The following is a 20,869-nucleotide window of genomic DNA, read 5'->3' on the forward strand; positions in this document are numbered from 1 at the left end:
ATTTTATAACCTACCATTAATTTAAAATTCTGTAGTAAAATTAGAATAATTTTTTATAAGAAAATACCCTAGGCTTTTGTTTTGAGCTTTTATTTATGACGATTATTAATCTAAATACCTCCAAGTTTGAATCGTAATTTATAAAAGTATTACTCTCCTATTAATCTAATTTGCTGAGCGACATTTTTTAAAAGAATATCCATCTCTGCATAGCCATGATATCTAACATACATAACACCTTTTCCTTTAGCTGCAAAGATTTCTTTCGTTTCGTCGTCCTCTTTAATTATCAAATAATCAAAGCTACTATGTTCTAGCTGTAATAACTTTTCTTTTCCTTCGAACATACCATGCCACTCTATCAAATCATCTACAAGGTTTTCACTCATAGATGGAAAAATGATTTTATAGACCTTCGAATAAGTACTTGGCGAATACACGCCACTAGCATCTTTCCATTCTTCCCCATAGACGATACCATGCTCTTGTGCATCGTATTGAGTTGGAGCCATTATACTCCATTTATAGGTATAACTATTGCCTCTATCAATATCTCCTCGCATAGAATCTTTTTTTCTTACCATTTCAGTACTCTGTTCAATATCCGAAAGTCTCACGATAGGTACATCAATATCATTTATAGGCATTTCTAGTGTCTCTTTCATGCCAAGCTGAATATATGGAATAGCTGCAGTAACAATAGCTAAGACAATAAATACATTTGATATCAATAAATTAACCTTGCGCATCCTCTTCCAAGGAGCAGCATGATCAATTGCATTACCTTCTTTTAGTTTATTTCTTAAAGAACGTATTCCAACTGCGGCACTTATTAAGCTATAAGTAAAATAAATAATTATAAATAAAGGCAGAGGTTGAATAATTTCACCTTCAACGAAGGATAAAGTAGGTGTGGAGTTAACAAATAAAAAAAAGTAGATTAATCCAATTAGTATTAATGTAATAATTGTTGCCAGTAAAGCACTATTAACGATCGTTTTTTCAAGAGCTTTGAGAGTATAGGCTTGTTCCTCAGGATCCGTATGTAATTCAGGGGCATTTAACTCAACTGGAGATGAAAACACACTAAACATTCCATACCTTGTAACAAAAGACCAGTCACTTTCAGCATACATTTGCTGTTGCTCAAATGTAATCTCTTTATTATGTATTGCATCTATCCTGTACCTTGTCTCTTTAGGCTTCTCTTTAATAAAATGCACAAATATTGAGCCGACCTTTCTTAGATGCAACCCTTCCTTGGCCATATCGGTAAACCAACTCTCATGCTCACCAATACGCCAATAATTACTCGGTCTCAGTTTTAGAACTACTTTCATCCACATCACCTTCTTTCAAAATTATTCCATCATTAACTAACGCTGCTAACCGATTATATTCACTCTGCAGAGCTTCTTTCCCTTCATTTGTAATTGTGTATTTTTTTCTTCTACCATCATCCTCCGATAGAGTAATTAGACCAGATTTTTGTATACGGACAAGAACTCCATAAAGTGTTCCAGGTCCCATATTCACTCTTCCATGTGAAACCTCTGTTATTACATTCATCAGTCTATATCTGTCACTTGGATTCATTAGTGCTACTGTTATATGCCATTGCAAAGCCTCCTTATATCATGCAAAACGATATGTCATTTAACGCAATAGTATTATTTTCCAGTATAGATGTCAAAAAATTTTGACTATTCAATCCGTTTAAAAAGTCCATTTCTAGAAAATACAATGTTGTTTTAGAACCAGGTTCTAGGCTGATAAAAAAGATCATATTTGACATAATGAGATTTTTTTCTTAAGGCAACGTTAAAGCTAAAGGCTGATATATTGTAGAATGACATGCTGACAACCACATTACATCTTATTTAATTACTCCCACTTAAACTGGATATTTATGTTAAAATATAAAAAAGTTTGTGAAAGTTTACACTTAAATAAACGGGGCAGGTGAGATTAATTAAAGGATTGCAATTTTAGGGGGAGTTTATTGATGAAAAAACGGAATTTTGTAATACCAATACAATTGTTAGTTGTATTCACACTTATATTTTTTATAAGTGGGTACAGGTTTACTGCGTTAAGTGCTGCCAAAAGTAATGATTTCCTTTCGAAAGATGCAAAGTTGATAGAACAATATGATACAGATTCATCCGTTATTTTTTTATTTAAGAGCGATGAAGCAGAGATGTACCAAACAGTACTATCTGAAAAGTCAGGTGTGCTTTTCCGCAGTTCGGCATCAACCAACATTCCGTATAGTTCTGATAAAATTCAAACAGTTGGAGGTATTAGCATTACCACTGGGAATGATGCAGCTACCCTATTGAGTGTAATCTCATACGATGAAGAAGTCGCATATATTGAGGCTGGTATCGAGCCTATTGTAGAAAGAAAAGAGATACAGAATGGAGAGCGTATTTCTTTCTTGTATCCATTTAGTGAACAAATAGACTTTCTTTACCCAACTGCATTTAATAAAGACGGAAAAAAGCTTTATTATTACGGATACCCAAAAGATACAAATGTATCTAACAGTGAAGATTTGAAGTGGCATAAAATAGAAGGACAATAATAAATATCTTCTCATTAACAGGGGCGTTGATTCAGAGGGATTGATGTCCTTTTGTAGAATTTGTTGAACTAAAGTAGCAGTAGTTTAAGAAGAAAACTACTAATTATCTAGAATAAGTATCAGTAGTAACGATTTTGTGAACTAAGAATTGAAAGGGGATTGTTATGTACAGGTTATTTGGACTTTTAATAATTAGTTTATCATTACTGACAGCCTCAATTGTATTTCAAGTTGCTATGGTAACAGGGAAAGATTTGCATACTATTTCTGTATGGCTAATTTTAATTGTTTTAATATTAGGCATATTATTGTTAGTTCCTAAAAGTAAGAGCCAAAACAATGAAGAAGTATTTGTATCAGATAAAGAGATAGAGACAGAATTATTAAATTTTAATACTAAAAATAAATGAAATCGAAGGATGTGCTGATCAGGTAAAATCACTGCATGATCAATGCATTTTTTCGAGAACTAAATAAACGTAGCAGCATTTTATTCTATTATCAGTAAATGTATTTTTGTTAATTCAATTGTAAATTTACTTGAAATTAGAACTTCTATTGGTTTTGAACGTATGAAAGTTAAGGTCAGTTTAGTTGGCTGTAATTGAGAAGAAAACATTAAACATACCCATTGAATTAAGCTGCAGGTTAATGCAAGGAGGGACGTCATTGTGAAAGAAATGAAATCACCATCTATTCAACCTAACTTGAGAAAACTATTATCCTTGGCAACCTCGGAAAGGAATATCGAGAGAGAATATGGATTATATATCCAATCTCCAGTTCTATCGTTGTATGGATATGACCTTGAAGATGAAGTTGTCGGTTGTATAGGAATAGAGCTTTTAGGCCTAAAACGTTGTGAAATAAAACATATTGCAGTCTCTCCAAACCATAGAGGACAAGGTATAGGAAGTAAAATGATTAGTTTTATAAAAGTTAAACATTCATTAACTAGTATTTTTGCTGAGACCGATAAAGAGGCTGTGAATTTTTATAAGAATTGTGGATTTAAAATAAAGAGTTTAGGAGAAAAGTATCCAGGTGTGGAACGCTTCCAATGTATTTTAGAAAGTTAGTAAGTATTATATGCTTATTCAACTGCCATGAATGAAATACCTTTATTAAGGAATGAGATTATATTGAAGGGATGTTAGTTAATGATATTAGTAAGCTCCTGTTTAGCAGGGTTAGAGGTAAGATATAATGGAACTCACAGTCTAAATAGTAAGTTACGTAAATTAGTGGAAGAAAATAAAGCTATTACAATATGTCCAGAATTACTGGGAGGATTTTCAACTCCCAGAGAACCTGCTGAAATAATAGGAGGAGACGGCGAAGACGTACTTGATGGAAAAGCTAAGGTTATTGAGAAGTCTGGTAGAGATGTTACTGAAATTTACTTAAAAGGAGCTTATGCTACTCTAGAAAAGGCTAAAAAGATAAATGCAACGATAGTTGTTCTAAAAGAGAATAGCCCATCCTGTGGTAGTTTAATGATTTACAATGGTGAATTTAAAGGGAAGAAAATTATTGGAAATGGAGTTACTTCTGCTTTACTTAAAAGAAATGGATTACAAGTAATATCAGAAGAACAATTTGTTGAAAATTCCTTGTAGTTATTCTACTCACGTCTTATTAAAACAGCGTCCATAATCGATATTTCGGTCATGGACGCTATTTCTTATACTAGTTATTTGTTTAGTTTTTATTGTATGTGGAACCAAAATGCTTATTATTTTTTGATTAATTCTAATTCGACTGGAATAGAAGCTTCTACTTTTTCACCTTTTAGTGATTTCATTGCTGCTTCTACAGCTTTTTGACCGATTAAATCTGGTTTTTGAGCTACTGTACCAGCAAGTTTACCGTCTTCTACTGATTTTACTGCATCCCCTGTAGCATCAAAACCAACTACTAGAATATCTTTTCCAGCTGCTTCAATTGCTTCCAGTGCACCTAGAGCCATTTCATCATTATGTGCAAAAACTGCTTTTACATCTGGGTTACCTTGCAAAATATTCTCCATAACTGTTAAACCTTCTGCACGATTAAAGTTCGCTGTTTGTTTAGCAACAACTTCTAATTTACCATTTGCAATATTGTTAAATCCTTCACCACGATCACGAGCAGCAGAAGAACCTGCAATACCCTCAAGTTCAACGACTTGTGCACCTTCTCCAACTAACCCAAGTAAATATTCTCCAGCTAGTTCGCCACCAGCAATATTATCAGAAGCAATATGAGCTACTACATCCCCACCTTCAGAACTGCGGTCAACTGTAATAACTGGAATATCAGCAGCATTTGCAGCTTCAACTGTTGCAACTACAGCTTCTGAATCTGTTGGATTAATAAGGATTAAATCTACCCCTTGTTGAATTAGATCTTCTACATCACTTGCTTGTTTTGCCGCATTATCTTGTGCATCTACAACAGTTAAAGTTGCTCCTAGTTCTTCTGCTTTCGCTTTAGCCCCATCGCTCAATGTTACGAAAAATGGATTGTTTAAAGTAGAAACAGATAAACCAATTTTGTAGCTTCCTTCTTTATCTGTTGAGTCTGATTCCTTAGAAGAACCTGGTGCCTCTGTTGAACATGCCGCAAGAACAAGCATAATCATCATCATTAATAAAACTAAATGTACTTTTTTCATGATTAATTTCTCCTTTTATACTGTTTTTTTTCGGTCTAATAAAACCGCTACCAATATAACTGCACCCTTCACCACCTGTTGGAAGAAAGAGGATACCCCAATAAGATTTAGGCCATTATTCAAGACGCCAATAATGAGTGCTCCAATTAATGTACCAACAATCCAACCTCGTCCACCAGTTAAACTTGTCCCACCTAGCACAACAGCTGCAATAGCATCCAGCTCAAACATATTTCCTGCTGTTGGTTGAGCAGAGTTTAGTCTAGAAGTTAAAATTAATGATGCTAAAGCTGCTAGGGTACCTGTAAGCGCATAAACATAAACTTTTATACGATCTACTTTAATACCAGAAAGGCGAGAAGCTTCTTCATTTCCACCAACTGCATACACTCGACGACCAAATGTTGTCTTTTTAAGAACAAAATATAATACTCCAAATGCTATAGCCATTGTAATTACTGGAACCGGGATTCCAAAGAAATAACCTTTTCCTATCAGTTGGAATGATAAAGAATCACCTAGTCCTGAAATAGGTCTACCTTCTGTATAGACTAGAGTCAAACCACGATAAATAGTCATTGTTGCAAGTGTTGCGATAAATGGAGCCACATTCCCTTTTGAAATGATAATACCGTTTATTGCACCCAAAATTGCTCCAAGGATTAACCCTAAAAACATTGCAAGCATTGGATCCATACCACTTGCTAAAAATCCAGCGGTTACTGCTCCTGTTAGCGCTAATATTGAACCAACTGATAAGTCAATTCCGCCTGTCAAAATGACGAATGTCATCCCAAAAGCGATTAGTGCGTTAATAGATACTTGTCGAAGTACATTTAATAAGTTGTTTAGCGTTAAAAAGTTTGGACTCATTACACTAATTATGACCACGATTAGTAATAAACCAATTACAGGTCCGAGTTTTTGTAAAAATGATTGTGAACTAGATTTGAGCAACTTTGTCACCTCCCGTAGCATAATGCATAATTTTTTCTTGTGTCATTTCATCTTTTGTTAAATCTGCTGTTATTTTTCCTTCATGCATGACAAGTACTCGGTCCACCATACCAATAACCTCAGGAAGTTCAGAGGATATCATTAATATTGCTACACCTTTTTCCGCCAAAGCATTAATAATTGAATAAATTTCTTTTTTAGCTCCAACATCGACACCTCTTGTTGGTTCATCTAGTATAAGGATGTCTGGTTCTATTCCAAGCCATTTCGCTATAACAATTTTCTGCTGATTCCCACCACTTAGTGATTTCACAAATTGGTTTGGACCAGAAGTACGAACTCCAAGGCGTTTTACCATTGAATCGTATAATTCTTGTTCTTTTTTTGCACCTACTACACCATTTCTAGAGATCTTATCAAAGTTGGTAATGCCTAAATTATCTTTCACAGAGAAATCAACAATCAATCCTTCCGATTTTCGATCTTCCGTTACAAACCCAAAACCTAATTTTATAGCTTTTGATGGATTCTGGATTTTCACTAACTTACCATCTAAAAAAACTTCGCCTTTATTTAGTTTTTTATATCCAAATAAAGCTTGTGCTACTTCTGTTCGTCCGGCACCCATTAAACCAGCTATTCCTAAGACTTCTCCTTTTCGTAATTCAAAGGAAACATCTTCAAAATAACCGTTTCTCGTTAAACTCTTCGCAACCAGCTTTACTTCGCCAATTTTAACAGATCGTTCTGGAAAACGATTACCAAGCTCTCGTCCAACCATCATTTGAACAATTTCATCAAATGTTGTATCCTTCACTTTTTTAACTCCAACGTATTGTCCATCTCGTAGTATCGTAATGCGATCACAGATAGCAAAAATTTCTTCCATTCTGTGTGAAATATATACAAACGAAACTCCTTTGGCTTGCAATGCTCGAATCGTCACAAAGAGTGTTTCTATTTCCCGATCTGTCAAAGCCGCTGTGGGTTCATCCATTACAATAAGCTCTGCATTGGACGATATTGCTTTTGCAATCTCGATAATTTGTTGTTTACCAACGGAAAGTGAACGAGCTACCATTTTTACATCAATATCGAGTCCCAAACTTAATAGGATTTCCTTTGCTTGTTTATTCATTTCTTTTGTTTTTAAAACCGGGCTTTTTCCAAACGTTCTTTCGTTTCCAAGAAATAAATTTTCTGCTACCGTTAAATCAGGAAGTATGTTCAACTCTTGATGAATAACTGCAATTCCATGTTGTTCTGCTTCTTTTGGATTTTTAAAATCTACTATTTGACCTTTTACCTTTATATCCCCAGAGTCACGTGTATAGATACCCGTTAATATTTTCATCAAAGTAGATTTACCTGCACCATTTTCACCCATTAGTGCATGAATTTCTCCCTTTTTCACTTCAAATTCAATATTACTTAAAACTGTATTTCCATTGAATGCTTTTGAAATTCCAGTCATTTCGATCATTGCTATTCACCTACCTTTAGAATATGACGCCTGATTGTAAAATAATATTTGCATAAGGAGTAGCTTCACCTGTGCGTATAATAACTTTTGAATTTCGTGTCATTACTTTAAACTCTTCATGTGAAATTTCTGTAGTTTTGCCAACTTTTTCTTGAACAATTTTATGTAGCTTTGTATTAGCATCTTTTAATTCTCTAGCAATAAAGGCACACTCAACTTGTACATCATCTAACACAGCCTCAAAAATTTCTGTAAAAGAGGGTTTGCCAATTACATAAGACAAATCTATACAACGAACTCCATCTGGAATCGGTAACCCACAATCAGCTATTGTAATTTGATCTGTATGGCCAAGCTTAGCAAACTCAGCAGCAAGCTCACGGTTTAAAATACCAAGCTTCTTCATGATTTAGATGCTCCTTCTAATCTTTTCTTCACATCATCATGTGCTGGCATTCCGCCTTGTGCTCCAAATTTCTCTACTGATAATGAAGCTGCTGCATTTGCGTATTGTACTGCACTCTCTAAATCTAGTCCTTGTGCAAGTGCATGTGCAAGAGCTCCGTTAAATGTATCCCCCGCTCCAGTTGTATCTACTACATCCGTTTTAAATCCTTCAACAATGACATGCTTTTCACCGTCAAAATAACGAGCTCCCTCACTACCTAGAGTTACGATTAACTTGTTTGGATACTTTTCTAAAACAGCTTCCACATCTAATCCAAAAATAACTTCGCACTCTGTTTCATTTGGAGTCAAATATGCAATATAATCCATAAATTCTTTTTGAAAGCCTCCTGCAGGAGCTGGATTCAATAAGACAGGTATATTCAATTCCGAACAAAGTTTTAATGAGTATTCAATTACTGGAATTGGAATTTCTAACTGCATCATGACAAATTTACTTTGTCGAATCGTTTCTTTCATTTTTTCAATATGTTCCAGTGTTAATGCATGATTAGCACCAGGTACAACGATAATCCGATTGTCTCCTTCAGATAGCAATATATTGGCTATTCCAGTAGCAGTTCCATCACTTATAATGACACCATTTGCATTTACAGCATTTTTTTCTAGATTTTCAACAAGCTCTTTGCCAAAGCTATCAGTTCCTACGCTTGCAACCATTTGTACTTTGCTACCTAATCGCGCGGCGGCTACTGCTTGATTTGCGCCTTTCCCTCCAGGTACGGTCGTAAATAATTGTCCTAATACGGTTTCACCTTGTATAGGAAAATTATCTGTTTGTACAACTATATCCATATTTACACTACCAATAACTGTAATCAGCGTAACTCACTCCTTGTTGTTCCGCGCACTACTAACTCCACTGGAACTTGAATAACTTTATCATCTAGTTCAATATCTTCGATTTTTTTTATCAACATTCTCATAGCAATCGCACCCAATTTATAAATATCCTGTGCTACTGTTGTTAATCCAGGCGTCAGCATTCCAGCTAGGGATATACCATCAAACCCTATAATTTGTACATTTGATGGGACACTTATCCCAAGGGAATATGCCGCCTTTAATGCACCAGCCGCTGATACATCAGTGCTTGCGAATATCCCATCTACTCCTTCAATTTCAGTTAAAAACTTCTTTGCTATTCTTTCAGAATGCTCAAAGTTAAACGGGCATTCTATTATATGTGATGTAATATCCTTTCCTTCTATCGCCTCTAAAAAACCAGCAAGTCGATCATCAGCCGGTCCAAGTCCAGAAGGACCACGCATGAACACTATGTTTTGACAATTTTGCTCCAATAAATAGGAGGTTCCTAGCCTAGCTCCTTCTATATTATTTGAAGAAACAGTTGGGATTGAGTCATGAATCATCCTGTCAAGTGCAACTATGGGGATATCTAAATCTTCATAATGACTTGCTTGTAACTGATTAGTCGCAACAATAAATCCAGCAACATATTTTTGCTTAAGCATTTCAATATAATTTATCTCTTTTTCAGCTTCTTCATCCGAATTACATAAAATCACTGTATATCCATAAGACAACGCGACATCTTCGACCGCTCTAGCAAGTTCAGGGAAGAATGGATTCGTTATATCCGGTACGATTAGTCCAATCAAATTGGTTTGTTTTGTACTCAATGAGCGTGCAACTAGATTCGGCTTATAGCCCAATAGTTCAATCGCACTTTGAACCTTCTTTTTTGCTTCCTCACTGATATATCCTTTTTTATTTAAATAACGGGATACAGAAGCAACTGAAACACCAGCCTCTTTCGCCACATCTCTAATATTCGCCAATTGTTTCACTCTTTTCATCTCATTGTGTAACCGGTTACACATAATATACCAACGAATAACTTTAGCTGTCAATAAGAAATTAGTTGGCACTTATCACCAACTATCGGACATTCTTTAAGTGGGTAAGAGTTTATACATTATTAAAGCTACAGAATAGACTATAAGTAATAAAACATTCTAAGGAGGTTTTTAATTTGGCACGTAGAGGAAATGGAAAGCCCCGTTTTTGCGTGTTCCCCGGGTATAATTGGTGTGGACCCGGTTGTAGCGGTCCTGGTGCGCCGATAAATGACGTAGATACAGCTTGTAAAGCACATGATGATTGTTATAGAAGAGGAAATAATCGTTGTGAATGTGATCGCGAATTTCTCCGTCGGCTACATCCTAAAATAAACAATAATACTCAAAAGGGTAGACATGCTCGAACGCTCTATAATTATATGAAATTGCAAACAACTTTTACTTGTAAAAACTCTAGATACTAGAGAAATTTAATTCGTAATCTATAAAGATAGCAAGCCCAATTATAATTCCTTTTGCTGGTTTTACTTAGCAATAAGTTTGTTTAGCTAGGACAAATTTGTTATTATTTTCACAGGCATATTATTGAAGGAGTCCTTATAGATGAATCAAGAGCAAGTAGAACAGTTTCAGCAGATGAAAAAGAAAATGACACGAATGATGCTGTTGTATAAATTTGCATTAAATGAGCTTGAAACAAAAATTGAAATTTTACGCGAAGAATTTCTAATGATCCATGAGTATAATCCAATTGAACATACAAATTCTAGATTGAAATCCCCAGAAAGTATATTGAAAAAACTTAATAGAAAAGGTAAGGGTATCTCAGTAGAAAGCATCAGAGAAAATGTGAAAGACATTGCTGGCATGCGGATTACTTGTTCTTTTATTTCTGATATTTATCGGGTGTTTGACATGTTAGAAAAACAAAGTGATATAAAAGTATTGAAAGTAAAAGACTATATCAAAAACCCAAAAAGCAATGGCTATAAGAGTTTACATGTTTTATTGGAAACTCCTGTTTTTATGTCGGACGGGAAGGAAATTGTGACAGTAGAAGTGCAAATACGAACTATTGCGATGGACTTTTGGGCAAGCCTTGAACATAAAATCTTTTATAAATACGACCAATTTGTACCAGAACAACTATTAATCGAGTTGAAAGAAGCAGCAGATTCCGCATTTGCACTAGATGAGAAAATGGAAAGATTGCATAATGAAGTTAAAATAATTAAAGGTGAAAATAAAATTAGCGAAGTAGATGAGTTAACCAAGTTACTAAGCAATTCAAACCAACAAATAACCATTCCTCCCGCTTTTTTAGAAATGCTAGAAAAAGTTAAATAAAATGGCTAGTTTAAAATGGCTAGTTTAAAATATTATTAATTTCAATAAAAAAATTGGGTAAAAAGACACCCAGTCCTTTACATTCAAAACCTGTTTCTAAGCTTTCCGAAGTGCTTTGGACAGACTTGTTGCTATATTATTACCAAGTAAATTTTTAGGGATGCTGGTTGTGACCTACGTCACAACCAGCATCCCCTTTTTTTTGGTAATCTTATGGCGTTTGTCCCGCATTAACGGGCAATAGAATAGGTCCTGTTTTTGTTCATAAAAACGTGTGTAGTTTAAGAGTTTTTTGGATTATTCACCGACCGAAATATTATTTTTTGTTTTTTTCCACTTCTTTCATAAATGCTTCTCCCTCTATATCTAAATTCGGAAGTATTTTATCTAACCACTTTGGTAAGTACCAAGCTGAGTTCCCCATTATAATCATTACTGCAGGTACAATAGCCATTCTTACTACAAATGCATCGAATAGAACACCAAATGTGAGTGCTAAGCCCATTGATTTAATCATTGGATCTGGTGCTAACATAAATCCAGTAAATACTGAAATCATGATTAAACCAGCAGCTGTAACTACTCCGCCACTATCTCTCATCCCAGCTAAAACAGCCTCTCGTGCATTTCCTGTATGTGTATAAACTTCACGCATTCTACTAACTAAAAAGACCTCATAGTCCATTGCTAATCCAAACAAAATTCCTATCACAATTACTGGTAAGAAACTTAATACTGGATCTGCAATAGGAAATCCAAATAAATCAATCAAGTTTCCATCCTGTACAATAAATACCGTAAATCCTAGGGTTGCACCTAATGAAAGTATAAAGCCCAGAACTGCTTTTAATGGAACTAGAATAGATCTAAATACTAGTACCAATAAAACGAATGAAAATCCAATAATTAATAGGGCAAATACTGGCAATGCATCACTCAATTTTTGTGATATATCAATATTTACTGCTGTAGAACCTGTAACCATTAATGTTATATGATCGGATTTTTCCAAGAAATCGGACCTTTTTCTAATATCATTTACAAGATCTTTTGTTGCTGAATCGTTTGACCCTGTCACTGGAGTAATAGAAATAAGATATAGCTCACCTGAAGGTCCAGGAATTGCAGGACTAACACTTTTTACATTTGATAAACCACTTAACTCTTCTATAGTATCATTTAACGCCAATTGTAAATTGGTAGTTTCACTTGAGGTTTTAGCAACTACAAGTAACGTTGCATGATGGCCAGGTCCATAAGCTTCAGTTAGTAAATCATATGCTTTTCTTTCCGTTGTCTGTTCATTTTTCGAACCGTTATCTGGGAGACCAAGTTCCATATGGAGCATAGGAGTCGCAATTATAGCAAGAACTACAATTCCAACAATCGCAACCTTCCACGGGTGTTTTGCTACAAAATTCCCCCATCTATCGGAAGTAGTTTGTTTTTTATCACTTTTGATTTTGCTTAAAAAAGTATTTTTTCTATCTGGTCCTACTTTTTGGCCCATCATTCCTAAAAAGGCAGGAACCACAATAACTGCTATCAATATTGCCAATAGAACACAAAGTGCTGCAGAAAGACCCATCATAGTTAAAAATGGTATTTGTGCAACAGATAAACCTAACAGTGCAATAATGACAGTTATCCCCGCAAACACTACTGCACTTCCAGCTGTTCCAGTTGCAATTGCTACAGACTCTGAAACGGAGTATCCTTCTTTCCTTTGTTGTCTAAACCGAGTCATTATAAAGAGAGCATAATCGATACCTACTGCCAGACCTAACATTGCAGCTAAGGTTATCGAAACAGAAGTGATATCTAAATAATTTGTTCCAATCACTATCAATAATAGACCAATAGCTAATCCTATAACTGCCATTAAGATTGGCATTCCTGCCGCTAAGAAGGAGACAAAAGTAATTGCCAATATAACATAGGCTACAACTACTCCAATAGCTTCTGTGATTCCTCCAATTTCCAGTTCAGAAAATACAACATCACCAGCTAACTCCGTTTGAATTCCAGCATCACGAGTCTCTTTTATATTTTCAATAATATTGTCCTTTGATTTTTCCGATACTTTATCGGCTGCCACATCGTAAGCAACAACAGCATAACCGATTTTTTTATCTTTACTTAAATTACCTAATTCAACCGGAGTAACTACAGAAACAACATGTTTATCTTTGTCTTTTATCGCTATCAATGTATCTGTAATTACTTTGTTAACCTCTTCGGAATCTAAGGTTTTATTTTCCGGTGCTTTTAATACTAACTGTACTTGACCACCTGTATTAGATGGAAATTCTTTTTTCATGAGTTGAAGCGCTTTTTCTGATTCTGTTCCTGGTATAGTCATTTCTTCCGAAAAATTTGGTCCCAAATTTAGTGCAAAGATTGCTATAACAATCAGAATCGCTAATGTACTGCCGATTACTTTTTTGTTATTGTTTGCTGCCCATTTACCTAACTTGTAAAGATATTTTGCCATTTAAAGCTTCCTCTCATCCTAATATTACCCTCCCTATTAAAACAACGAGTTATTATTTATACATTCTGTTGTTTTAATGGCACAGAAATAGTATATTAAAGCTATTGAAAGATAACAATAAACAATGTTGAACTGCCTGTTATTAAAAGAACATTTTTTAAAACTACTGTCCAATTAAAGACATAATAAATTAATTTGAATAATAAGTAGGAGGAGAAATACATGGTAGGTATAAAAGGAAACCGAAGAACCCTATATAGTAAAAAAGTAATTATAGATGCTTTTTTACTGTTACTTCAGGAAAAAAACTTAAATAAAATTACAGTAACTGAGATTTGTAAAGAAGCTGATATTAATCGCGGAACTTTTTATTCTTATTACAATGATCCGTTTGATTTAATGAGAAGTATTGAAGATGAAATGATAGAGAATATGATGAGTAAAATAAATAATTCAGGAGACGACTCCCTTTATGGAGTTTTGAATTTAATAATTGAAAACAAAGAGTTCTGCAAAATTATTTTAAATGAAAAAAGTAGCTCTCGAGTATTTAATACAATTTTGAACTTTACTTATGAAAATTCAATCGCAGAAAAGAAAAAGTTACCAAATGCTAATGATACATATTTAGAATATTATTTCTCATTTTCAACAGGAGGAACTATCGAAGTAATACGAAAATGGTTAAATGATGATATGAAAATTCCCGTTGAAGAAGTTGTACAAATATTAGAAAGTATGTACGTTTCGTAACTATTTCCTCTATTAATAATTGGACATCTCTCTAGACTAAATATCCATTACACCTCCTTCATTTTTCATAAGCTAAATAGATAGACAAAATAAATGGAGGAGTTTTTAAATTGAACAAATCAAATAAAGTCTTTTCAATTTCTCATCAACATAAAAAGCGACCAAATATTCTTTTTATGATTGTAGATGAAGAGAGATTTCCGACTGTTTACGAAACAGAGGCAATAAAAGAATGGCGAATGAAAAATTTAAAAACACAAGAGCTTTTGAGAAATAATGGGATGACATTTTTAAATCATTATATTGGAAGTACTGCTTGTTCACCAAGCAGGGCAACTCTTTTTACTGGACAATATCCATCACTGCACGGTGTGACACAAACAACTGGTGTTGCTAAAGGCGCATTCGACCCTGATGTATTTTGGTTAGATCATAATACGGTTCCTACTTTAGGAGAATACTTTCGTACTGCAGGGTATCAAACCTATTGGAAAGGCAAATGGCATCTTTCCGATGAGGATATTCTAATCCCTGGTACACATAATGCCCTACCTAGCTACAACACTAAAACTGGTGTATCTAATCGTGCACAAGAACAGCTTTATGAACACGCCAATCGATTGAACAATTATGGTTTCGATGGTTGGATTGGTCCTGAACCTCATGGGTCAAATCCTCGAAACTCGGGATCTTCTGCTGGCGTCGGGATAAGTGGTCGGGATGAGGTTTATGCAGCCGAGGTCGTCGATTTAATTCATTCGCTTGAGAAAAATGCACATTCAGATGACAATCAGCCCTGGCTCATTGTGTCCTCCTTTGTAAATCCACATGATATTACTCTCCTTGGACTTTTCACTCGATTTAATCCCTCATTTAATTTTGAAATTGATCCGACTCTCCCTTTTGTTCCACCTGCTCCTACAGCTAATGAAAACCTACTCACTAAACCATCTGCTCAGTTGAGTTATCGAGATGTATATCAACAAGCACTACAGCCTACCTTCGATTCACTACTTTATCGACAGCTTTACTATTCTCTTCAAAAAAAGGTAGACGATGAGATGTATAAAGTATTTCAGGCTCTTCATTCTTCTGTTTTTTATGAGGATACGATTATCGTTTTTACAGCAGATCATGGAAGCCTAACTGGAGCTCACGGTGGTTTATTTCAAAAATGGCATAATGCTTATGAAGAATCCCTGCACGTCCCACTAATTATTCATAGCTCAAAGTTTTCTACTACAATGGAAACCGACATGATCACAAGCCATTTAGACATTATCCCAACACTCCTAGGTCTCGCAAATATCGATGTTACCGATGCTCAAAATGAGCTCAAAAAAAGCCATACCGAAGTGCATCCATTGGTAGGACGAGATCTCTCCGAATTGGTAAATGGGAATAACAAATTCACTCGAGCAAACGAACCTATATATTTTATGACGGATGATGAAGTAACTAAAGGATTGAACCAATTTTCTGTAACTGGAAAACCATATGAATCAGTTATTCAACCGAATCATTTAGAAACGGTGATCTTGAAATTGCCTACTGGAAAAGAAAAAACAGAAGAGATATGGAAACTTACTCGTTATTTTGATAACCCTCAATTTTGGAGTAATCCTGGAATAGATGATAAAGAGATAAATCTGAAAGATTCCCAACCAGTTTCAGATACGAAGGAAGTTGCTATTTGTATAACAACAACTAAGCAATCCCCAGTCGAAGATCAGTATGAATTATATAATGTTACAAGGGACCCCATGGAAGAATGCAATCTTGCATTTCATTTAAATGAAACACCTGAGTCAAAGGTTATTCAGAAAATAATAGTAAATATTCTCCATGAACAATCCACTCAAAAAAGATTAACTCCAACGAGTGGAATTGTTCCAGGTATGCCAAGCTGTGATCACTAGTTCGCTCTCGTATAATTTTAATCTTGTATTCCTTTTTTGCCTTTTGTAAAAAACTTTTTTAAAGTGTCACAAATCATTCTCCAGCTCCGTCTTAAGTTATGAACTAACAGAGGAGGGATTCATCTTATGGAAGGAACATGGGATGTTGTAATAGTTGGTGGTGGTTTGGCGGGTTATGTTGCAGCTAATTATTTGGCTAAAACAGGGTTGTCTATATTAATCATTGAAAAAGATAAAAAAGTTGGTGGTAGAGCTAGAACGGATAAGATTAATCAGGAGTTTTTTAATCTGGGCCCACATGCACTTTATGCAAAAGGAAACGCTGTACCTATTCTTCAAGAACTCGGCATAGAACTATATGGTAAGTCACCAAAATTACAGGGATTATTAATAAATGACCAGGTGGAATATGCTGCTCCTTTTAACCCACTAGGAGTATTTACAACTGACTTTTTGAGCTGGAAAGAGCGTATGGAGTGGTTGAAGGTTTTATTGAAACTTAAAAGTACGGATATCGAAAAGCTTTCAGAGCAAACTTTTCAACTATGGATTCAACAATTAACCAATTCGAAAAATATTCAAGCTCTACTCCTTATTCTCGGTAGGCTAGCAACCTACTGTCATGCCCCAGAGAAAGTAAGTGCAAGTGTTATAGTTGCCCATCTACAGATGGTAATGAAGGGTGTACTTTATATAGACAAAGGATGGCAAACAATTATTGATCAGCTACACAACAAGGCGGTTTGCTCTGGAGTACAAATACAAACAGGCATAATAGTTAATGAAATTAAAAGAGTAGACAATATTTTTAGGTTGTCTCTTTCTACTAAAGAGGAGTTAACATGTAAGTATTTACTGAGTACAACCAGTCCTCAAGAGCTTATGAAAATGTTAGGTGAAAATATCACGCAAATGCAAATGGATTTCTTTACTAAGCTATTACCTATAAAGGGGGCTGCTTTAGATGTCGCACTAAGACAGCTTCCTAAACCAAATCGATTTTTTGCTATGGAAATAACGGAGCCTTTTTACTATTCTGTTCATTCAAATGCAGCTATTCTTTCCGAAAACAAAAATACTATCGTGCTTCACGTTTTCAAATATCTTCACCCAAATGATAATATAGATGGAAAAGTACTTAAATACGAGCTAGAGCAATTTTTAGAAAAGATACAGCCTGGCTGGCAAGAAAACAAAATTTCAAGCCGTTTTATGCCTAATATTACGGTGAACCAACGCTTACCTCAAATAGGAGATGAAAAAAAGTTACAGCGTTCTAAATTGGAGATTTCCGGATTATATTTAGCAGGGGACTGGGTCTCATCTCATTCCATTTTGGCTGAAGGAGCAGTAAGTAGCGCGAAACAAGCTGCGGAAGAAATAATAGAAAAAGAGCAGAGGTGATATTGTGCAAATTACCAATGAACTTTACCAACAGTATAAACGTTTATTGTTTTCTATAGGTTATCGTATGCTAGGATCTGTAGTAGAAGCCGAAGATCTTCTACATGAAGTTTTTTTAAAAGCCTATCAAGTTGAAGAAGACAAAATTGAAAACGTAAAAGCCTATCTTTGTAAGATGATGACAAACCGTTGTATAGATAGCTTAAAGTCTTCACGGTACAAAAGGGAAAAATATGTGGGCCCATGGAACCCTGAACCCATATTGTTTGAGGAAGCACATGCTCTTGATCCATTTGATAATGTTCTACAAAAAGAAGGTTTAAGTATTGCTTACTTAAGGATGATGGAGCATTTGGCACCAGATGAAAGAGCAGCTTTACTATTAAGAGAAGTCTTTGAATTCTCCTATTCAGAAATTGCAAATGTCTTAGAGAAGAAAGAGGATAACTGCCGAAAAATATTAAGTCGAGCGAAGCAAAAAATCTCTGGTATAGAAAGTGAAAGTCTAAACTTTGAAAATAACAAATCTATTATTAACCGATTTATCCATGCTTTTGAACAACAACATATGAATATATTACTAGAGCTTTTATCCGAAAATGTTACCCTCTATTCTGATGGTGGTGGAAAAGTAAAAGCAGCTATACGTCCTATTCATTCTTTACCGAGTGTATTGGCGTTTTTATATGGTATTGCGAAGAAGACCTCTACAGATTATTATTTTGAGATAAAAAATGTCAATGGTCAGCCTGCAATGATAAATTATATGAATAGTAATTTACACAGTGTCATCAGCTTTTACATTGAGAGTAACAAAATTAATGAATTTTATATTGTAATGAACCCAGATAAATTGAGACTTCAATTAGTGGATGATTTCTTCTCTCCCATTACGGAAAATTGAACCCAGACGATATTTGTTATAAAACTCAAAAACAGCTGGCTTCGGAACCATACCAAAGCCAGCTAATCATCAATAGTTCTATAATCTATCAGAATATTGAATATCAAACTGTTGTAACCGATAGTTAAATTGTTCTTCGGTAAGTGGATCATCGTAAAAGGGACCTTGAACTAATGTACATTTATGAACATGCAAGAATTCTATCTGTTCTTTTGTTTTAATGCCATCAACAAGTATATCGATTTTCATATTATTTGCTAAACCTATTATTGATTGGAGAATTGCTTCTGCCTTTTGGTTGTTTCCAATGCTATTTATAAAAAACTTGTCAATTTTAACTTTGGATAATGGAAGATTAACTATATAAGCTAGGTTCGAATAACCAGTACCAAAATTATCGATAACTATGCGAATACCTGCTTCATGGATATCATGTAAATGATTTAAAATAACAGAGGAAGAATAAATCTGTGAATTTTCCGTAATCTCAATTGCAATCTTATCTCTTGAAATGGAATGCTTATTTACTTGGTACAATAAAAACGACACAAATGAAGGTTCGTTTAATAAAGTGGAGGAAATATTAAAAGAGACTTCCTCTGAAAAATTATATATTTTTCCCCATTTAGTATATATGAATAATGATGTATCAATTATATATTCCGTTAACATCCTTATTTGACCGGTTTCTTCTGCTACAGGAATAAACTCTTTAGGATGTATAACACCTAATTCAGGATGATTCCATCTAGTTAGCACTTCAATTCCCCTAATCTTATTGTTTAGAATATCTACCTGAGGTAGAAAAACAGGGTATATTTCTTTGTTAATAACTGCTTGTTCTATACTTTTTTCGATAATAAGTCTTCTGTTTAATGACTTTGACATTTCACGATTATATCTAATCCATTGATCACCTTTAATTTTCTTTGCTTCATACATAGCAGTGTCAGCAGCAGTGATCAAAGAATCTACATTATTACCATCCTCTGGGAATATACTAACCCCTAGGCTTGCGGACATATTCATTGGTGGTAATGCTGTGTTCTTAAATGGCTTCTCTATGACCGCTAAAATTTGATAAGCATCACTTTGCACTTGAAATTCATCGATATATTCCGTGTAAAGAATAAATTTATCTCCTCCAAATCGAGAAAGAAAGTATTTACTTGTTAGTTCATCTTTCAGCCGGTTTGTAACTTCTACTAAAAACTCATCTCCAATGTCATGTCCATACGCATCGTTAATAAGTTTAAAATTATTTAAATCCAAAAAGAATATTACAAAAGGAATACTGTCAGCTATTTTATTTTCTAGATTTTTATACAACAGCAAACGATTAGGAATTTCTGTTAAGTAATCATGATGTGCAGTATCCCATAGCATTCTTTCTCTTACTTTTTTATCGTTGATATTATTAAAGTATACGGATATACCTCCATTTTCCTTTGGATAGGAATTGACCTCGAACCAAGCATCGAATGGTTCATAGTATGCTTCAAAGCGGGTCTGTTCTCTTTTTTTCATTGTTTTAGTATAGTTTTCATCAAATACTGTATTAATTGCCTCTGGAAATCTCCCCCAAATATCCTGCCCTAATAACTCCTTTTTTGAAGCAAACAACAACTTTTCTGCTTCCTTATTTATATAGGTAAACTTCCAGTTCTTATCCAAAGAAATAAAAGCATCTGTCATACTCTCTAAAACATCATAAACTTCCATTTGCTCATTTTCATTTTCACTAACATCTCTAAGGATAATAGTTGCCCCTATTATAATTTTATCTTCAAGTAACGGGGTGACTAGCATCGAAAAAGATTTTATTTCTGTAGACAAGGAACTAGCATAGGAGGTATGAAAGTATGTCATTTTTCCATTTAACACATCTGTAATTCCATTGTATGCAGCTAATTCATCCAACTCATTTAACAATTTCAAATAATCGTTGCCTGTTTGAAGAGCAAAAGGGTTGTTAACATTCTCTTCCCATAACCGATTTACCTGAATGATTTCTCCATCTATATTAATAACTGCTACCTGATCAATATGCGAGTTTGTTATTTCAATGTCCATC

20 protein-coding genes are annotated in these 20,869 nt (G+C 34.6%); 10 read left to right on the plus strand and 10 right to left on the minus strand.

Going from position 1 to position 20,869, the window contains the following annotated elements:
- Positions 1-149: 149 nt before the first annotated feature.
- Together MKY29_RS17485 and MKY29_RS17490 are read right to left on the minus strand one after the other, a co-directional pair.
- Positions 150-1,340, minus strand: coding sequence for a DUF2812 domain-containing protein (locus MKY29_RS17485; RefSeq protein WP_241598401.1), 1,191 nt, complete (start codon positions 1,338-1,340; stop codon positions 150-152).
- Complete coding sequence (locus tag MKY29_RS17490; protein WP_340880385.1) at positions 1,309-1,623, minus strand: PadR family transcriptional regulator; 315 nt, start codon at positions 1,621-1,623, stop codon at positions 1,309-1,311. The genes MKY29_RS17485 and MKY29_RS17490 overlap by 32 nt, the downstream gene beginning before the upstream one ends.
- Positions 1,624-2,005: 382 nt before the next feature.
- On the opposite strand from MKY29_RS17490, the gene MKY29_RS17495 reads away from it, so the two are divergent.
- The 4 genes from MKY29_RS17495 (at position 2,006) to MKY29_RS17510 (ending at position 4,206) form a co-directional block, all read left to right on the plus strand.
- Positions 2,006-2,587: a hypothetical protein gene (locus tag MKY29_RS17495; protein ID WP_241598399.1), complete on the plus strand. Its 582-nt coding sequence runs from the start codon at positions 2,006-2,008 to the stop codon at positions 2,585-2,587.
- 164 nt (positions 2,588-2,751) lie between these two features.
- Positions 2,752-2,997, plus strand: coding sequence for a hypothetical protein (locus MKY29_RS17500; protein ID WP_093495163.1), 246 nt, complete (start codon positions 2,752-2,754; stop codon positions 2,995-2,997).
- A 261-nt stretch (positions 2,998-3,258) separates the two neighbouring features.
- Positions 3,259-3,666 carry a GNAT family N-acetyltransferase gene (locus MKY29_RS17505; RefSeq protein WP_445677881.1) on the plus strand — a complete coding sequence of 136 codons (408 nt, stop codon included), beginning with the start codon at positions 3,259-3,261 and terminating at the stop codon, positions 3,664-3,666.
- Positions 3,667-3,747: 81 nt separating this feature from the next.
- On the plus strand, positions 3,748-4,206 hold the full coding sequence (locus MKY29_RS17510; RefSeq protein ID WP_241598397.1) for a DUF523 domain-containing protein: 459 nt from the start codon (positions 3,748-3,750) through the stop codon (positions 4,204-4,206).
- Between the two features lie 116 nt (positions 4,207-4,322).
- On the opposite strand, the gene rbsB is transcribed toward MKY29_RS17510, so the two are convergent.
- From rbsB to MKY29_RS17540, 6 genes are read right to left on the minus strand one after another with little or no spacing between them, the layout of a single operon-like run.
- Entirely contained in the window at positions 4,323-5,243 is a 921-nt protein-coding gene (rbsB, locus tag MKY29_RS17515; RefSeq protein WP_093495166.1) for a ribose ABC transporter substrate-binding protein RbsB, read from the minus strand.
- A gap of 15 nt (positions 5,244-5,258) precedes the next feature.
- Positions 5,259-6,200: a ribose ABC transporter permease gene (gene rbsC, locus MKY29_RS17520; RefSeq protein ID WP_093495167.1), complete on the minus strand. Its 942-nt coding sequence runs from the start codon at positions 6,198-6,200 to the stop codon at positions 5,259-5,261.
- The gene (locus tag MKY29_RS17525) at positions 6,187-7,683 is read right to left on the minus strand and encodes a sugar ABC transporter ATP-binding protein (RefSeq protein WP_093495168.1); all 1,497 of its coding nucleotides are present in this window, start codon (positions 7,681-7,683) and stop codon (positions 6,187-6,189) included. The genes rbsC and MKY29_RS17525 overlap by 14 nt, the downstream gene beginning before the upstream one ends.
- 16 nt (positions 7,684-7,699) lie before the next feature.
- On the minus strand, positions 7,700-8,089 hold the full coding sequence (rbsD, locus tag MKY29_RS17530) for a D-ribose pyranase (RefSeq protein WP_093495169.1): 390 nt from the start codon (positions 8,087-8,089) through the stop codon (positions 7,700-7,702).
- Complete coding sequence (rbsK, locus tag MKY29_RS17535; RefSeq protein WP_340880886.1) at positions 8,086-8,973, minus strand: ribokinase; 888 nt, start codon at positions 8,971-8,973, stop codon at positions 8,086-8,088. Before rbsK ends, rbsD begins: the two co-directional genes overlap by 4 nt.
- Complete coding sequence (locus MKY29_RS17540; RefSeq protein WP_336285511.1) at positions 8,970-10,043, minus strand: LacI family DNA-binding transcriptional regulator; 1,074 nt, start codon at positions 10,041-10,043, stop codon at positions 8,970-8,972. Before MKY29_RS17540 ends, rbsK begins: the two co-directional genes overlap by 4 nt.
- A 140-nt stretch (positions 10,044-10,183) precedes the next feature.
- On the opposite strand from MKY29_RS17540, the gene MKY29_RS17545 reads away from it, so the two are divergent.
- Together MKY29_RS17545 and MKY29_RS17550 are read left to right on the plus strand one after the other, a co-directional pair.
- Positions 10,184-10,438: a phospholipase gene (locus tag MKY29_RS17545; protein WP_336285559.1), complete on the plus strand. Its 255-nt coding sequence runs from the start codon at positions 10,184-10,186 to the stop codon at positions 10,436-10,438.
- Positions 10,439-10,577: 139 nt separating this feature from the next.
- Complete coding sequence (locus MKY29_RS17550) at positions 10,578-11,321, plus strand: GTP pyrophosphokinase (RefSeq protein ID WP_093495173.1); 744 nt, start codon at positions 10,578-10,580, stop codon at positions 11,319-11,321.
- A 316-nt stretch (positions 11,322-11,637) separates the two neighbouring features.
- On the opposite strand, the gene MKY29_RS17555 is transcribed toward MKY29_RS17550, so the two are convergent.
- A complete protein-coding gene (locus MKY29_RS17555) occupies positions 11,638-13,815 on the minus strand; it encodes an MMPL family transporter (RefSeq protein ID WP_340880386.1) in 2,178 nt (725 codons plus the stop codon).
- Between the two features lie 222 nt (positions 13,816-14,037).
- Here MKY29_RS17555 and MKY29_RS17560 point away from each other — a divergent pair, with 222 nt between their 5' ends.
- The 4 genes from MKY29_RS17560 (at position 14,038) to MKY29_RS17575 (ending at position 18,795) form a co-directional block, all read left to right on the plus strand.
- Positions 14,038-14,568, plus strand: coding sequence for a TetR/AcrR family transcriptional regulator (locus MKY29_RS17560; RefSeq protein ID WP_093495175.1), 531 nt, complete (start codon positions 14,038-14,040; stop codon positions 14,566-14,568).
- Between the two features lie 110 nt (positions 14,569-14,678).
- Entirely contained in the window at positions 14,679-16,487 is a 1,809-nt protein-coding gene (locus MKY29_RS17565) for a sulfatase-like hydrolase/transferase (protein ID WP_340880387.1), read from the plus strand.
- A gap of 126 nt (positions 16,488-16,613) precedes the next feature.
- The gene (locus MKY29_RS17570; protein ID WP_340880388.1) at positions 16,614-17,891 is read left to right on the plus strand and encodes a phytoene desaturase family protein; all 1,278 of its coding nucleotides are present in this window, start codon (positions 16,614-16,616) and stop codon (positions 17,889-17,891) included.
- Between the two features lie 4 nt (positions 17,892-17,895).
- Entirely contained in the window at positions 17,896-18,795 is a 900-nt protein-coding gene (locus tag MKY29_RS17575; protein ID WP_093495177.1) for an RNA polymerase sigma-70 factor, read from the plus strand.
- A 78-nt stretch (positions 18,796-18,873) separates the two neighbouring features.
- On the opposite strand, the gene MKY29_RS17580 is transcribed toward MKY29_RS17575, so the two are convergent.
- Positions 18,874-20,868, minus strand: a complete 1,995-nt coding sequence (locus tag MKY29_RS17580; RefSeq protein ID WP_340880390.1) for a sensor domain-containing protein — start codon at positions 20,866-20,868, stop codon at positions 18,874-18,876.
- Between the last annotated feature and the right edge of the window lies 1 nt (position 20,869).

The sequence above is a fragment of the Psychrobacillus sp. FSL K6-2365 genome, assembly GCF_038003165.1.
GTDB lineage: Bacteria > Bacillota > Bacilli > Bacillales_A > Planococcaceae > Psychrobacillus > Psychrobacillus psychrodurans.

Coding starts and splice junctions, on each gene's coding strand:
- MKY29_RS17570 (WP_340880388.1), top strand. CDS start 16,614: ATGGAAGGAACATGGGATGTTGTAATAGTTGGTGGTGGTTTGGCGGGT.
- MKY29_RS17550 (WP_093495173.1), top strand. CDS start 10,578: ATGAATCAAGAGCAAGTAGAACAGTTTCAGCAGATGAAAAAGAAAATG.
- rbsD (WP_093495169.1), bottom strand. CDS start 8,089: ATGAAGAAGCTTGGTATTTTAAACCGTGAGCTTGCTGCTGAGTTTGCT.
- MKY29_RS17560 (WP_093495175.1), top strand. CDS start 14,038: ATGGTAGGTATAAAAGGAAACCGAAGAACCCTATATAGTAAAAAAGTA.
- rbsB (WP_093495166.1), bottom strand. CDS start 5,243: ATGAAAAAAGTACATTTAGTTTTATTAATGATGATGATTATGCTTGTT.
- MKY29_RS17555 (WP_340880386.1), bottom strand. CDS start 13,815: ATGGCAAAATATCTTTACAAGTTAGGTAAATGGGCAGCAAACAATAAC.
- MKY29_RS17500 (WP_093495163.1), top strand. CDS start 2,752: ATGTACAGGTTATTTGGACTTTTAATAATTAGTTTATCATTACTGACA.
- MKY29_RS17510 (WP_241598397.1), top strand. CDS start 3,748: ATGATATTAGTAAGCTCCTGTTTAGCAGGGTTAGAGGTAAGATATAAT.
- MKY29_RS17485 (WP_241598401.1), bottom strand. CDS start 1,340: ATGAAAGTAGTTCTAAAACTGAGACCGAGTAATTATTGGCGTATTGGT.
- MKY29_RS17580 (WP_340880390.1), bottom strand. CDS start 20,868: ATGGACATTGAAATAACAAACTCGCATATTGATCAGGTAGCAGTTATT.
- MKY29_RS17525 (WP_093495168.1), bottom strand. CDS start 7,683: ATGATCGAAATGACTGGAATTTCAAAAGCATTCAATGGAAATACAGTT.
- MKY29_RS17495 (WP_241598399.1), top strand. CDS start 2,006: ATGAAAAAACGGAATTTTGTAATACCAATACAATTGTTAGTTGTATTC.